We start from the raw sequence: 15,383 nt of genomic DNA on the forward strand, positions 1-15,383 counted from the left end.
AAGGTCAAATGCGTTTCAAAACTCTCCACCAATACCAGTTGACAAAGAGCCCAAAAAATCACTTATTATTCAACAGTAACAGACTTTGCCAGATTACGCGGCTTGTCTACATCCAATCCCTTGTTCAGACTAGTGTAGTAAGCCAATAACTGCGTTGGAACAACACTCAATAACGGTGTCAACAATTCATCAACGTCAGGCAGAATGATGTCGTCATCCTTCTTAGCTAGACTTTCAGTGGTGATTGTGATGATCTTTGCACCACGCGCCATAGTTTCCTGCAGGTTAGAACGCGTTAAACCCGCGGTCTTCGCCTGTGTGATGATACCAATAACCGGCGTTCCATCTTCGATTAAGGCAATTGTTCCGTGCTTTAATTCGCCCGAAGCAAAGCCTTCAGCCTGAACATATGAGATTTCCTTGAGCTTCAGAGCCGCTTCAAGTGAAACGCTCCAGTCAAGGCTCCGGCCAATGTAGAAGGCATTTGGTGTGTTCAAGAAGTACTTCTTGGCCATGTCTTCCAGCTTGGATTTAGCATCAATAATGGCTTGGATGCCTGTGGCTACCAGGCCAAGTTGCTGCCGAATGTTGAACCGTTGGGCAACAATTTGGTTGTCGGATTCGCCGAGTGCCTTTGCCAAAATAGCTTCCAAGGCAATTTGTGCAGTGTACGCCTTAGTAGATGCAACGGCAATTTCTGGCCCGGCGTGTAACAGTAAGGTGTACGTGGCTTCACGAGATAGCGTCGAGTTTTGAACGTTCGTGATTGTCAGGCTTTCATAATTAGCAGCATTGACGTTAACTAAGACTTCACGACTATCAGCCGTTTCACCAGACTGAGACAAGAAAATGAAGAATGGTTTCTTAGATAAAATAGGCTGTTCGTAAGCAAACTCTGAGGAAATGTGAACTTCCGTTGGCGTTTGAGTCAGGTTCTCAAACAAACGAGCACCGACCAAGCCAGCATGATAACTCGTTCCAGCACCAACGATATAGATACGATCTGCCTGCTTCATTGAGTTCAACAACTTTTCGTTGATAACGGGTTCGCCGGTCTCGGACAGGTATACCTGGGCCAACTTGCGCATAACGTTAGGCTGTTCGTCAATTTCCTTCAACATGTAGAAGGGATAAGTCCCTTTGTCAGTTTCACTAGCATCCATATCAACGTGGAAAGTGTCCCGTTCAACCGGCTTGCCGTCTTTATCTTCAATTTTGACTTCGTTTGGCTTGATGGTCACGATCTCGCCATCCAACAGTTCCAGGAAGTCATGCGTTTCACGCAGCATTGCAGAGGCATCTGAGCAGACAACATTGAAGCCGTCGCCAACCCCAACCAGTAATGGGCTCTTGTTCTTAGCGACATACAGCGTGTCAGGGTCTTCGCGGTCCATTAACAAGAAGGCGTATGAAGAACCCTTTAAAACAGTCAAAGCTTTGACGAACGCATCATGGGCGTTTAATTTGTCTTCAATGGCAAACTTGTCAATCAACTGAACAACAACCTCAGTATCGGTTTGACTCGTAAACGAAACATCACTCAAATAATCGCTGCGGATTTCCTGGAAATTATCGATGACACCGTTGTGTACCAAGTAGAAACGATTATCTTGAGAAACTTGTGGGTGGGCATTTGCAACACTGACGCCGCCGTGAGTTGCCCAACGGGTATGACCGATACCAGTCGACCCGTGAACTTCAGGGCCCACTTCACGCTTCAAATCTGCGACCCGGCCCTTCTCCTTCACAAGATAATCCTGACCGCTCTGATCGTTGACATAGATTCCAGCTGAATCGTAACCACGATATTCAAGTTTCTGTAATCCTTCCAACAGAATCTTTACTGCATTGTCACTACCTGTAACGCCAACAATTCCACACATAAGCTTTCATCCTCGTATTATTCATTTATTTTTAATTGGTATAGACTTGCTTATCAAGATAATATCTTGATAACACGTATACTCTACAGTCTTTACGACAAGTTGTCAACACATTACATCACCAAGTGGTATAGGGTGAAAACGAACCGTTTGCCCAAACACTATAACAAAAGCGGTTTTCAGGCGATATAACCTGAAAACCGCTTATTAAGGTTTCATTAATCTTCAACGCCGACTTCTTTTTTCACAACGGCAGCGATTCGGTTCACATAACCTGCAACGGCTTCCTTCGTTGGCGCTTCAGCCATGACCCGAAGTAATGGCTCAGTTCCGCTAGGCCGAACAAGCACCCGTCCGTCGCCCGCCATCTCTTTTTCAACAGTATCAATAATGCCCTTGATTTCAGGGTTATCTAAGGCTGCTTTTTTGTCTGCCACCTTAACGTTGACAAGTTCTTGTGGATAATCCTGAACGTCTGCGGCCAGTTCGGAAAGCGGCTTGCCCGTTTCCTTGAGAATGTGCAACAATTGCAGACTTGTCAGCATCCCGTCACCAGTGGTATTGAAATCAAGAAAAACGATATGACCGGATTGTTCGCCGCCAAGGTTGTAACCGTCAGCCACCATTTTTTCGACAACATAACGGTCACCGACCTGCGTCTTAACACTGGTCATGCCATGGGCTTCCATCGCTTTGTACATGCCGAGGTTGCTCATCACTGTGGTAACGATGGTATCCTTTTTCAAACGGCCATGTTCCGACATATATTTGCCGCAGATATACATGATCTTGTCACCGTTAACAAGATTGCCCTTTTCGTCAACTGCGATGCAGCGATCACCATCACCATCAAAGGCCAGCCCAATTTGAGCGCCCTTTTCAACGACGAATTTTTGCAATTGTTCAGGATGTGTTGACCCAACTTGATCATTGATGTTCAACCCGTTTGGCGTCGTTGCGATCGTATCAAAATCTGCTGCAAGATCGGCGTACAACCGTGAAACAAGACCACTGGTTGCCCCATTAGCGGAGTCCACCGCGATATGCATACCGGACAGATCGTCAGAAATAGTTTGTTCCAAGAATTGAATATACTTTTGGCTGCCTTCTTGGTAGTCTTCAACGGTCCCCAAGCCTTCAGCAGCTGGCCGTGGTAATGTATCAGTGTCCTTATCTAACAATGTCTCAATTTCTTCTTCAAGAGCGTCTGACAACTTATAGCCGTCCGCCCCGAAAAACTTAATACCATTGTCAGCAACCGGGTTGTGAGAGGCAGTAATCATAACCCCAGCGTCAGCACCCTGTGTGCGGACAAGATAGGCCACTGCTGGTGTTGAGATCACACCCAGCCGCAGTACTTCAATACCCACTGACAGCAAGCCGGCAACTAAGGATTCTTCAAGCATTTGTCCCGAGATTCGGGTATCGTGAGCCACCAAAACTTGAGCTTGTTGTTTACCCTCAGCGTGTTCTGTCAGAACGTAGCCGCCTGCTCGGCCTAGTCGAAAGGCTAATTCAGGGGTCAATTCTTGGTTCGCGATTCCTCGCACACCGTCAGTTCCAAAGTATTTCATGTTATCAATTCCTCATTTCTCGTAATTAATCTGTCTTTTTTGTGGTGATCGACACCTTAACACTGGTTGGATCAACGCTGGTCACGTTATTAGCGTCTGCATCCAGACTGACCGTTTTGGTGGTCGATTTCTTAATATCACTGACATCGATGTCCGCTTCAAAACTTGATATATCTGCGAGTTTTGACTTCGACCCAAAGACCCGGACAGAACTAGTACTGCTCTTCAGCGTATACGTGTAGTCGCTGCTGCCATTCTTAGCCTTAAAGGTGATTGGCACCTTTTTTGAATTCTGTTTGGTTGTAATAGGCAGATTTACCTGCGTCGTGGATGGCGTCAAAATCACGTTAACGGTCCGCCCCTGCTTATCGAGGGCTTCAATAACGGCCTGGCTATTCACCGTGGATTTAGCATTCTGTTTCAGATCGACCTGTGCCACAACCCTGCTGATCCGGTCAATCTCATTTTCGGCCCCAGTTGCCTTCACACTTGAAACGTCCGAAGTTGCTTTGCCCGCCTCGTAATTGTCAGCAATACGGGTCTTGTCATAGTTAACCGTTACTGGAAACGAAACCGTTTGCCGTTTCTGAATATTGACCTTGATCTTGGCAGGATCAATTCGGTAAGACAAATCGCGATTCAAGCCCTCTTCTTGCAAGGCCACGGTGTGCTTTCCAACTTTCAACTTGTTCAGATTAGCAATCACCCGAAAATTTTGCGTATTTGCCGTGGCGGTGACCAGAGCCGCCGGACCACTCAAATGCATTTTGACTTTCTCCGGGTATCCGGTCACAAAATATTTATCCGAATTAACGTTCAACCGCAACTGCACCGTGATGGTTTTGTGCTCATTAGCCGTTAATGTCGTACTATCCGTGGTGCTATTCGTGGATTGACTAGTAGTCGTCTTCGTGCTGTTAACGTATAAAAATAAACACACAGCTAAGAATAACGAAACCAGACGAAACATCCAGCGACTATTAAAGAAAGCTTTCATTTTTGATTGCCCCCTCTAAACCGCTCATCGAGCCAATCTAAGACTGTCGTGTAAGCGTTACGCTTTTCTGGCTCCTGGTCCTTGATCAATTCATTGCGAAGAAATTTCAGGTAATCATTCTGATCCATATTACGCAGTAACTCGTTATTCTTAGTAATAGAGACCTCCCCAGTTTCTTCAGAGATCACCACTGTTAAGGCGTCAGTCACTTCTGAGATACCAACGGCCGCCCGGTGCCGGGTTCCAAGTTCCTTAGGAATCAAATTACTTTCGGACAACGGCAGATAAGCCGCTGCGACCGCTATCTTATTATCCTGAATAATAACGGCACCATCGTGCAACGGTGTATTCGGGATAAAAATGTTAATCAAAAGTTCGCCAGTGATCTCAGCATTCAGCTCGATCCCAGTTTCAATATAATCTTCCAACCCAGTATCCATCTGAATGGTGATCAACGCCCCGATCCGTCGCTTGGACATATACTGAATGGCTTTATCGAGTGCCTCGATCATCTTGTTTTCGGCTTCATTCACTTGGCGATTACGCACAAATACTGAACCACGGCCGATGTGTTCCAGCCCCCGCCGGATTTCTGGTTGGAAAATGATAATCAGGGCAATAACCCCCCAATTGATCACCTGATCCATTAACCAGGACACCGTCGTGAGACCCACATAAAGACTCACAATTTTGATCAAGACAATAAAAATGATACCACGCAGCAGTTGAACCGCTTTGGTACCGCGCAACAGCATGATCAGTTCGTAGAAGACAAACCATACGACCAGAATATCGAGTAAGTTGACGATTGTATGCCACGTCAATAAGTTACTCCAATCAAGGTTCATATTTTCCCTCCAAAAATCTATTCGGCTATCATTATAACACGCCTGCTCCCTGTTTTTAGTCCCGTTTACGAACTGAGTCTTAGCAATTTATAAATATCAGCCTAATTGCGATGTTATTCCCGCTTTAATCTGGTACTATTTATATGAAGTCTCAATAACGACAGGGGGTGGCATGATGCGAACACAGGCCAGATGGCAGATTCGAATTTTCTTTATTATATGGCTCCTATTTCTATGGACCTTTGTTAAAGCCCCTTTTACCTTTTTAATCTTAAATACGTTTTTGGGCTATATCCCAATCGAAATCAGTTTTCATATTAGAAACGATTTTCCAAAACATGGCATCTTCTTTTGGGTGCTGATCATTTTGTGGTTACTTTTCTACCCTAATGCGCCCTATCTGCTGACTGACCTGTTTCACCTCTCATTACTAAATCCGTACACGTACGATGGCCTTTTGCGGTCTACTTTACACATCTGGATCTACTTTACGATTGAACTGATCAGTGTGCTCTTCTGTGTGTTTTTAGGATTCTGGAGTTTAAATCACGTGGCAGGAACAATCACTGAACGTTATTTCAAACACGCGCGGTGGCTGGAAGTGGTGCTGGTACTTATTTTAACCTTTCTATCATCAGTCGGCATTTACGCGGGCAGGTTTCTGCGGATTCACACCATTTACCTGTTCATTTCCCCAGACCTCATTATTCACCGGCTAATGGGCATGTGGACGGAACCCATGCTCGAATTCGTCGGCTTGATGATGATCATTCAGTTGCTGGCCTATTGGTTATCACATTTAGTCTATAACCAGCAACTAGGTCGCACGTATCATGACGATAGTAAATGATTTGACAAGAACTGTTTGATAAATTGTTGGACCAAAAATCAAGAAGCACCAACCGGTTAAAAACTAGCGTAGAAGGATACATGAAAATCAACGGTTTTACTAACCGCAGAAAACGAGGGTGGGCAAAAAGCTGCTTTGCCCTCAGAATAAAGGTGCCCCTAGTTGAAAATTCCAATTTGGATTTTCAACTAGGGGCGCTTTTTGTTCGGAGCGACCGTTTGTCATACGTTTGAGAGAGCTATCCCGCCGTCACTCTAAAATATCAATTTTATTGCCTAAATGGACTTTATTCATGGCTAGATTGTAAAGTTGATTCTGGGCACAAAAGTCAGAACCGGAATATTTATGGGTACAGTCGTCTTTGTCGTACTTGCAACTGGGGTTTTGGCCTCATTGCCGAAACGACTTACGCAAGGCAAGGGACTCCTGCCTAACGGACTCTGAGCCACTCTCTACTCCTCTTCATCCGCCATCATCAACACATTTTCTGAATAGTTAATATACTGGCGTAAACGTCCCGCCATTTGCCAGGTGATATTTCCTGCTTCTAGGAGTGCCTGCACGCCGCTTCGTTGCGCACCCAAGCCCACAATCCGCAGCTTGTTAACCTGATTAGCGTACGTTTCTCTTGAGAAGCTGTCTGCCGTTTTTGCCCGTTCGATCCGGTTACGGTAGAACACCACCAAGTGATAGATGGCTTGCTTATCAAGTTCTGCAGTCGCGACGTCTTCGCGCCCCAAGTATTTCGACAACGCCTTAATGGCTGCCTTAGCACTTTCGCGATCGATCAACTGCCGTTCGTTTTCAACCTTTTGATTCTTTTGATGGCGCATTAACTGAATGATGCGGTGCACTGTATGTTTCAACCACAGCCACCAGCTTCGGATGATTAAGGTCAACGACGCGTGGTCAGCTTGATTTAACCGCCGTTGGCCACGTGCCAGCCGCTTCATTGCTAACTGGTAACCTGATTTAGAGATCTGATGATGTTCAAACAACCGCTCGATGGCTTGTCGTTCACCCGTCAAACAAACTCGGCGAAGGGCAATCTCATCATTTGCGACCTGCTGCATTGCGCCGTCATCCTTGACCTTAGCTTCCATCCGGCGAATCATGAACTGATAGTCTAAAATTAAATCATAGGCCGCTCGTTGATTTTCCTGCCGACGATGCTCTTCGATAGCGTTAATAGCCAATCGCATAATATAAATCCGCGCCTGGTCCTCTGTTAGTCGTGATGCTTGCGGCGAATCTATGTCCTCCTCTTCGTCCTCATCCAGTTCATTGTCAGCGTCCATGTCGCTCAAACTGGCACGTGTTTGCAAGGGTTGGGTGTTATCAGGCGAAACTAACGGTAACGTGATCACCGTCACCAATAGACTGATAATAATGACGCCTGCTGAAATAAACAATGCAAGTGACCGCTGCGGAAAACTAACACCGGTCGCGGTGACCATGGGCAGCGATAGCACTCCAGCCATGGTCACTGCCCCGCGAACCCCTGACAGACCAGCCAACAGCGCGATTCGAAAACTGGCCTTAGTTGTTTTCTTGCGCAACTGTGCAACGAGTTGATAAAAGTAGATCCAAACAACCCGAATAACGAGCAGCACGACCCATGCACCAAAAGCATATGCAACTGCTTGCCAGGTTTTAAACTGAGTATTCTTAATAATCTGACTAGTCGCTGCGGGGAGTTCATCTCCAAGAATCACAAACACGATCCCGTTAAGCAGATAAACAATAATGTCCCAAGTTTTTTCAGTGACAAGATGTAATTCTGGCAGGTCTTCAATCAAGTGGCTGTTTCGAGCGTGAGAGATTACTCCAGCCGTCACTGCTGCAATCACACCAGACGCATGAAAAACATCCTCTGCGATAAAGTAAATTACAAATGGTGTCATAATCTGCAGCACCGTGTTGAAAATGACATCGTTGATACCTTGGCGACGTAAAATGTCCCGCAGAAACTGAATCAGGATCATGAGAATCGCCCCGACAATCAGACCAACGATACTAATGTAAAAGAAATCACCGACCGCGTGGGTCAGCGAAAACGCACCTGTAACGGTGGCAGCCACTGCGTACTTGAAAGCAATCAGGCCGGACGCGTCATTGATCAGGCTTTCACCGCTGACCAAGTGCAAAATATTTTCAGGCAGATGAACACGCTTTGAAATCGATTGCACGGCCACGGGATCTGTCGGCGACAGAATGGCGGCCACTGCGAACCCGACCGTCAACGGCATTTTTGGCACCATCAGATAAATCAAGAAACCGCCCAGCAACGTGGTCAAAAACACCAGGAAAATGGCGTTGGCAAAGATTGGCCCCCGCAGTTTCCATAGCTCCCGTTTCGGAAACCGCCGCCCATCATTGAACAGCAGCGGCGCAATAAATAAGAGCAAAAACCAATCAGTGTCCAGCGGGATCTCAATCTCCCAAAATAAGGCCATGACAAGCCCTAACCCAATTTGAATCAGGCTAACCGGAATGAAGGTCAGGTAGTGGCTAATAATGTTGGATGCTAAAACTAAAACCACTAGTAAAATGACAGCTTCAACAATTGGCAACTAGGTACCCCCTCTTTTCGTTAGTCTTGAGTAACAGATTCTCCAATAATTCTGACTTCAGTTTCCAGATGGACGTTAAATTTTTTAAAGACAACTGCCTGCACGTGATGAATCAAATTCAGATAGTCGGTCGCTGTGGCGTGGTCAACATTTACGATAAAGCCAGCGTGTTTAGTCGAGACCTGTGCCCCGCCAACTTGATGTCCTTGCAACCCGGCGTCATGAATCAATTTACCCGCAAAATAGCCCTCGGGTCGCTTAAATACACTACCGCAAGATGGCAGGTCCAGCGGCTGCTTAGCTGCGCGTTTGGCGTTCAGGTCGTCCATCTTGGCTTGGATCACATCACCATCTCCCGGTACCAATGCATACGTTGCTGAGAGCACCACATCGTTTTCATCCTGAACCCGGCTATGCCGATACCCAAAATCAAGTGCCTCCCGATTGATAGTCTTGATTTCACCATCGCGGGTCAAAACGAGGACGCTATCAGCAACATCACTTGTCTCACCACCATAAGCGCCGGCGTTCATAAAAATGGCGCCGCCAATACTGCCTGGAATACCAGCCGCAAACTCCAAGCCGCTTAAATTGGCTGCCTGAGCATGTTTAGTAACTTCGATCATCGAAGCCCCGGCATCCGCAATCACTTGATTTTCGACCACTTTAATGCTGTTCATCCGTGTCAGGATCATGACCAACCCCCTAATACCGCCATCGCGAACAATGAGGTTGCTAGCGTTGCCGATTACTGTAACTGGGACTTGATTTTCGTTTGCAAAGGTCAGCAGGGCTTGAACTTCCCCAGCTGATTCAGGAAAAGCCAACAGGTCAGCTGACCCGCCAGTCTTCGTGTTCGTATATTTTGATAATGGTTCGTTAGTTAAAATCGTGACGTTTGGAAACTGTGTTATAAAATTCACCGTCATTACTCTTGTTCCTTTCATTTCCGACATAAAACTGCATAGTATTATTTTACCATGACTCCATGCAGGTTGGGAGGTGGTTGCCCCCGTGTTCAAAAATATTTGCTATACTAGTCATGAATCACTCTAGTTGAGAAAGGATGAATACCATGAAATTTATTTCCTGGAACGTCAACGGCTTGCGTGCCGTGGTCAAAAAAGATTTTACAACGACCTTCAACGACCTGGACGCCGACTTTTTCTGTATTCAAGAAACCAAGATGCAAGAAGGACAGCTCGACCTTGATCTGCCCGGCTACGAACAATATTACAATTACGCCGAACGCAAAGGCTATTCCGGCACGGCTATTTTTACCAAGCATCATCCGCTGGCTGTCACCTATGATATCGGCGAACCAGATTTCGACCATGAGGGCCGGGTCATCACGCTTGAGTACCCCGATTTTTATCTGGTCACCTGCTACACCCCAAATTCCGGCAGCGGTTTGAAACGGCTGGACTTCAGAATGGGCTGGGAAGATGTTTTCCAGGACTACCTCGATAAATTAAACGCCTCAAAACCGGTCATCCTTTGCGGCGACCTGAATGTTGCACACGAAGAAATCGATTTAAAAAACCCGAAGACAAATCATAAAAACGCTGGCTTTACCGATGACGAACGGGAAAAGTTCACCGCGCTGCTTGGCCGCGGCTACACGGATACGTTCCGTTACTTTAACCCGGAAGCTACTGAACAGTACTCATGGTGGAGTTATCGGTTCCATGCTCGTGATAACAACGCTGGGTGGCGGATCGACTATTTTGTTGCAAGTGATCGCATTCAAAAGAACCTTGAAAAGGCCGAAATTCGAAACGATATTTTCGGGTCGGACCACTGTCCCGTTGAGCTTGTCACAACTGGTCTAAACGTGTAAACTAGCTGATACAGCATTAACCTATACTGGAGGTGACACTTTGAATTTTGTTGCAATGGACTTTGAAACCGCAAGCGGTAAACGCTACTCAGCGTGTTCGCTTGCACTAACGATTGTTCGAAACAACCAAGTCACAGATGAGTTTTATACCCTGATCAACCCGCAAATGCCCTTCTATTGGCGCAATACTCAGATTCATGGGATTCACGAAAAAGATGTGGCAGACGCCCCGACCTTTGCTGAAGTGTGGCCTCACATTCAGTCGTTCTTTACACCAGAACAATTGGTCATCGCCCACAACGCACAGTTTGACAACGGCGTTTTAAAGCAGACATTAAACCACCACGGGATAATCGCCCCGCGGTACCTAACCTTAGATACAGTTAAAACCAGTCGCAAGTTCTATCCGTCCCTGCCAAATCACAAACTAAACACTGTGTGCGATTCGCTGGGAATTGATCTGGAACATCACCATAACGCATTAGATGACAGTCTGGCATGTGCTAACATTTTGTTATACGAAGCTAATGCGTTCGGTCCGCAAGCAATCAAGCCGTTTGTGTCGACACTTTAACAGGTAAGACAAGGTAATTCGGACGCGAAGACAATTTTTATTGCCATTTAACTTGATGTTGTATGCTGCAAGTGAGGACGTGTGAATTGCCCCCGCTATAAAGGACAAGCTGGATCATGCGGGTATCACCTAACTGCCCCAAAATTAACTGTCGATTGCTTTTTATAAAGCACCACAAAAAAAGAACGCCAGAAATTCAATTTCTAGGGTTCTTTTTTAGACTAAAATTCATGTAATGCAATGATCAATGCAGCAGATTATTCCAGTGCAATGGCCATTTCATAGGCTTCAACAAGCTCACCAACACTGTTTTCAACATGGCTGGTCGTGATCGTTTCAAACCCGATTTTTTGGTAAAGGGCTACCGCGCCGAGATTGTTTTTTTGAACCGTCAGCGAAATTTCATTATAACTGCTTTCAATTGCCGCCCAGTCCAGTGCGGATAGCATTAATTCGAGACCAATGCCCTGACGCCAATACTTTTTCAGTACTGCAACGCCTATCTCACCAGCCTTGGTGTCAACTGTGGGGGTAATCGTGGCAAGCCCAACGAGCTGATCCCCAGCCAGCGCAATGATGATCACATGATCGTTGCCGGCGTTGATTTTTTCTATTTCCTTAGCTTCCTCATCTGCGACAGGGAGTTCACCAGAAATTGAAAAGGTGGTGGTCTCTGTACCGAGAGCCTTCAACAAAGTCAGTAACGCCTGTGCATCCGTTGATTCCGCCTTTCTGAAAGTCCGCTCATCATTTGTCATTCAACTGAGCCTCCAGTTTCTTGACAATCGTCTCAAACCGCTTTCCCTTTGGCAGAAACGTCATTTTCCGCTGTTCTTCACCGGTCTCGTCCTGACGGTGAAACGCGATCCGCAAGTAGTCCTCAGGAAGTTCCGACTCAACAAATTGCGACCATTCGACAACGCTGACCCCATCACCGTTGAAGTACTCGTCAAGGCCCAGCTCATCGCCGCCCCCTTCTTCTAATCGGTAGACATCCATGTGGTACAGGGGCAGCCGGCCTTCCTGATACTCGCGAATGATGGTAAAAGTGGGGCTCTTGACGTTTCGTTTAATACCGAGACCAAGGGCCAGTCCCTTTGTAAAAGTCGTCTTACCGGCTCCTAAATCGCCGTCTAAGAGAATGATGTCCTTAGCCTGTAGGAACGGAGCTAGTTTTTGACCGATGGTCATCGTTTCCTCGGGACTTGTTACAATTTTTTCTATCGTCATCATGATTCTCCCTTAATTGAAAAGAGTCCCTGACAATCGCTTGCCTTGGACTCTTTTTGTGTCATTTCACCACTGACAGGACACATGATACGCTGTCATAGGCATTTATTAATCGTTTGCTAATGATTGAATTGCGGTAATGATTGCAACCTGGTAAACATCTTGTTCGTTAGCACCACGAGATAGGTCTGAAACCGGCTTGTTTAAGCCTTGCAAGATTGGCCCATAGGCTTCAAAGCCGCCTAACCGTTGGGCGATCTTGTAAGCGATGTTCCCAGCTTCCAAGCTAGGGAAGATGAACGTGTTAGCGTGACCAGCAACCTTCGAACCAGGTGCCTTACGTTCGCCGACTTCCGGCACGAAAGCAGCGTCAAATTGTAATTCACCGTCAATAGGTAAATCAGGTGCTTTTTCTTGAGCCAACTTAGTCGCATTGGCAACCTTGTCCACATCGTCGCCCTTAGCAGAACCCTTAGTGGAGAAACTCAAAAGTGCAATCTTAGGATCAATGTCAAAGAGTTTGGCCAACTTGGCAGATTCGACTGCAATTTCAGCTAAACCTTCAGCGTCAGGATCAATGTTGATCCCACAGTCAGCAAAAACGTAACGTTCTTCATCTTTTTGCATGATGAACGCACCAATGATCCGCTTGGTACCCGGCTTGGTTTTAATAATCTGCAGTGCAGGCCGAACCGTATCGCCGGTTGCATGAGCAGCCCCGGAAACCATGCCGTCAGCGCGATCCAAATAAACGAGCATCGTGCCCCAATAGTTAGGATCCTTCAGCATTTCAGCAACTTGTTCTGGGGTATTCTTCCCCTTCCGGCGCTCAACCATGGCATCCTGCAGCTCTTTCTTTTCAGCTGCGGGTGCATCGGCTGGGTTGGTAAGTTTAATACCTGTTAAATCAAACCCTTTTTGTGCGGCCAGCTTGGTGATTTCATCTGGGTTACCCAGCAAAATCGGTTTAACCAACTCGTCGTGAGCGAGCCGGCTGGCTGCTCCAATGATCCGAATGTCTTCCCCTTCAGGAAAAACAATAACCTTGTTCTTACCACTAATCTTTTGCTTTAAACTATCAAAAAGTTCCACTTTCTAGACCTCCAGATGTTTGAATTTCCGACTAGTCAATCCTCTTATTATGCGGTGTTACGCACGCTGGTGATTGTCGTCATCAATCTCGGCGTGTTCTGGGAGCTGCCAATCAATGGGCGTTTCTCCCAGCGCTTCAAGTGCGGTGTTAGTTTTTGAAAACGGCTTTGACCCAAAGAACCCTCGGTGTGCAGATAACGGGCTTGGATGCGCTGACTGAATCACGATGTTGGCCTGCGTATCGATCAAGTTAATCTTGTTTTGCGCTGCACGACCCCAGAGAATAAAGACCACTGGCGTTGGACGCTCAGATAGCTTGTGAATCGCTGCGTCCGTTAACTGTTCCCAGCCCTTTCCCTTGTGTGAAAAGGCCTGGCCGTTGCGGACTGTCAACACAGAGTTCAACAGGAGGACACCCTGCTTTGCCCATTTTTCCAAATAACCGTGGTTCACGGGTTGAATACCGAGATCCGACTGTAGTTCTTTGTAAATATTCTGTAAGCTCGGCGGAATTTTAACGCCTGGCAATACTGAAAAACTGAGTCCATGTGCCTGGTTAGGCTCATGATACGGATCCTGTCCTAAAATGACCACCTTCACTTTACTGAACGGCGTCCATTCAAAGGCCTCATAAATGTGATACATATCGGGGTGAATCAGCTGCGTTTCGTACTCGTGAATTAAAAAGGCATGTAAGTCTTGATAGTACGCTTTCTCAAACTCAGGCTCTAATTCAGCCCACCAATCATTATGAATAAACGGTTTCATTCCCAACACCTCAACATTTATTCTAGCATATTCATGTGAAAATTAACATTGCAGAAAATTGATTCGTTTCATGTTATCATATAGGATGATATTGAATTAAGACGAATGGGGGGCTTCCATGCGAACACTGTACGTTAGAAAAGACAGTTTGTCAGCTAAGGGAGCTACCGTTGTGCGCGATGAAGATCACCGGTCCATCTACCTATTAATCGGGCGTTGGGGTCGGCGACCAGACACGCTTTCATTGTATCAGATCAGCGGTACCCTAATGGCTGAACTCCGGCAAACAAACCTCGGTTTACTGCCCCAATTTGACATTTATTACCAAAATCAAAAAGTCGGTCGAATCGCAAAACGTTTCGGCTTCTTTAATGAATTTATTTACATTAGTAACTTGCGCTGGATCGTGGTAGGTAATTTTTTAACTGGACATTACAAAATCTATCACGGCACGACAACAATCATGACAGCAGACGCGGATGACGACCAGATGCACATTACCTGTTCACAAAAAAGTTACGAACCGGTATGTCTGTGCATCGCCGCTACACTTGACCACTGGGCAAACCGGCGAACCAAATTTAAGTTGCCCGGCCAGGCATGGCACGTCTCGTTTAACGTGCCGAATGATATGCGTGGGAACCGTGCTTGGCATTACGAGCACGCACATAAGAAATATCGCGTGTTGAAATAGACACTAGCAAAAGGCCCCTGGTTTCGCACAGCCTTTTGACCACGGTCAGCGGACAGATCAACACACGCGCTGTGCTGACGGGATGGTTAGCGCAATTGGACACTCAGAACTCGTCATAGATAACTACCAATCGTTTATGCGCGACCAAAAAAAGCCAATCGATCTCAATTTGAGATGACTGGCTTTTTGTTTTGGTGATATTCACTGTGTATAGCGATGATTTGTGTTCAGCTGGTGGTGCTAGGCTGCCATGCCGAAACGCGTTCCGCAAGGCAGGCGGCTACTGCAGAAGCAACTCTGGGCACAAAAGTCAGGACCGGACTTTTTTCTGGGTTCAGTAGTCTCTGTGGTGCTGGCGACGTGCTTTTAGGCAGCCATGCCAAAACGCGTTCCGCAAGGCAGGGGGCTACTGCAGAAGCAACTCTGGGCACAAAAGTCAGGACCGGACTTTTTTCTGGGT

General features: G+C 46.5%; 14 protein-coding genes. 4 read left to right on the top strand and 10 right to left on the bottom strand.

Annotated features, from left to right (window positions below):
* Nucleotides 1–65 precede the first annotated feature (65 nt).
* The 4 genes from glmS to cdaA form a co-directional block, all read right to left on the bottom strand.
* Complete coding sequence (glmS, locus tag FC82_RS08825; protein WP_056996786.1) at nucleotides 66–1,883, bottom strand: glutamine--fructose-6-phosphate transaminase (isomerizing); 1,818 nt, start codon at nucleotides 1,881–1,883, stop codon at nucleotides 66–68.
* 218 nt (nucleotides 1,884–2,101) lie between these two features.
* Complete coding sequence (glmM, locus tag FC82_RS08830) at nucleotides 2,102–3,457, bottom strand: phosphoglucosamine mutase (RefSeq protein ID WP_056996787.1); 1,356 nt, start codon at nucleotides 3,455–3,457, stop codon at nucleotides 2,102–2,104.
* Nucleotides 3,458–3,482: 25 nt separating this feature from the next.
* Nucleotides 3,483–4,454, bottom strand: coding sequence for a CdaR family protein (locus FC82_RS08835; RefSeq protein WP_056996788.1), 972 nt, complete (start codon nucleotides 4,452–4,454; stop codon nucleotides 3,483–3,485).
* Complete coding sequence (gene cdaA / locus FC82_RS08840; RefSeq protein ID WP_056996789.1) at nucleotides 4,451–5,302, bottom strand: diadenylate cyclase CdaA; 852 nt, start codon at nucleotides 5,300–5,302, stop codon at nucleotides 4,451–4,453. Before cdaA ends, FC82_RS08835 begins: the two co-directional genes overlap by 4 nt.
* A 175-nt stretch (nucleotides 5,303–5,477) precedes the next feature.
* Here cdaA and FC82_RS08845 point away from each other — a divergent pair, with 175 nt between their 5' ends.
* Nucleotides 5,478–6,152 (top strand): DUF1361 domain-containing protein, encoded by a 675-nt coding sequence (locus FC82_RS08845; RefSeq protein WP_056996790.1) that lies wholly within the window; start codon nucleotides 5,478–5,480, stop codon nucleotides 6,150–6,152.
* 452 nt (nucleotides 6,153–6,604) lie between these two features.
* Here FC82_RS08845 and FC82_RS08850 read toward each other — a convergent pair whose 3' ends face one another.
* A complete protein-coding gene (locus FC82_RS08850) occupies nucleotides 6,605–8,725 on the bottom strand; it encodes a cation:proton antiporter (RefSeq protein ID WP_054761192.1) in 2,121 nt (706 codons plus the stop codon).
* 20 nt (nucleotides 8,726–8,745) lie between these two features.
* On the bottom strand, nucleotides 8,746–9,654 hold the full coding sequence (gene murB, locus FC82_RS08855; RefSeq protein WP_056996791.1) for a UDP-N-acetylmuramate dehydrogenase: 909 nt from the start codon (nucleotides 9,652–9,654) through the stop codon (nucleotides 8,746–8,748).
* Nucleotides 9,655–9,800: 146 nt separating this feature from the next.
* On the opposite strand from murB, the gene FC82_RS08860 reads away from it, so the two are divergent.
* Nucleotides 9,801–10,565 (top strand): exodeoxyribonuclease III, encoded by a 765-nt coding sequence (locus tag FC82_RS08860; protein ID WP_056996792.1) that lies wholly within the window; start codon nucleotides 9,801–9,803, stop codon nucleotides 10,563–10,565.
* A 40-nt stretch (nucleotides 10,566–10,605) separates the two neighbouring features.
* Nucleotides 10,606–11,139, top strand: coding sequence for a 3'-5' exonuclease (locus tag FC82_RS08865; RefSeq protein ID WP_054761189.1), 534 nt, complete (start codon nucleotides 10,606–10,608; stop codon nucleotides 11,137–11,139).
* A 257-nt stretch (nucleotides 11,140–11,396) separates the two neighbouring features.
* On the opposite strand, the gene FC82_RS08870 is transcribed toward FC82_RS08865, so the two are convergent.
* The 4 genes from FC82_RS08870 to FC82_RS08885 all read right to left on the bottom strand — a co-directional run bounded on the left by FC82_RS08870 (nucleotide 11,397) and on the right by FC82_RS08885 (nucleotide 14,229).
* On the bottom strand, nucleotides 11,397–11,897 hold the full coding sequence (locus FC82_RS08870; RefSeq protein WP_056996793.1) for a GNAT family N-acetyltransferase: 501 nt from the start codon (nucleotides 11,895–11,897) through the stop codon (nucleotides 11,397–11,399).
* Nucleotides 11,887–12,369: a tRNA (adenosine(37)-N6)-threonylcarbamoyltransferase complex ATPase subunit type 1 TsaE gene (tsaE, locus tag FC82_RS08875; RefSeq protein ID WP_056996794.1), complete on the bottom strand. Its 483-nt coding sequence runs from the start codon at nucleotides 12,367–12,369 to the stop codon at nucleotides 11,887–11,889. Before tsaE ends, FC82_RS08870 begins: the two co-directional genes overlap by 11 nt.
* Nucleotides 12,370–12,477: 108 nt before the next feature.
* Nucleotides 12,478–13,461, bottom strand: a complete 984-nt coding sequence (pta, locus tag FC82_RS08880; protein ID WP_056996795.1) for a phosphate acetyltransferase — start codon at nucleotides 13,459–13,461, stop codon at nucleotides 12,478–12,480.
* Between the two features lie 57 nt (nucleotides 13,462–13,518).
* Entirely contained in the window at nucleotides 13,519–14,229 is a 711-nt protein-coding gene (locus FC82_RS08885; protein WP_054761183.1) for a uracil-DNA glycosylase, read from the bottom strand.
* Between the two features lie 118 nt (nucleotides 14,230–14,347).
* Between FC82_RS08885 and FC82_RS08890 the strand changes: the two genes are divergently transcribed.
* Complete coding sequence (locus tag FC82_RS08890) at nucleotides 14,348–14,923, top strand: LURP-one-related/scramblase family protein (protein ID WP_056996796.1); 576 nt, start codon at nucleotides 14,348–14,350, stop codon at nucleotides 14,921–14,923.
* Nucleotides 14,924–15,383: the final 460 nt, after the last annotated feature.

It is taken from the genome of Secundilactobacillus collinoides DSM 20515 = JCM 1123 (assembly GCF_001435975.1).
GTDB classification, from domain to species: Bacteria; Bacillota; Bacilli; order Lactobacillales; family Lactobacillaceae; genus Secundilactobacillus; species Secundilactobacillus collinoides.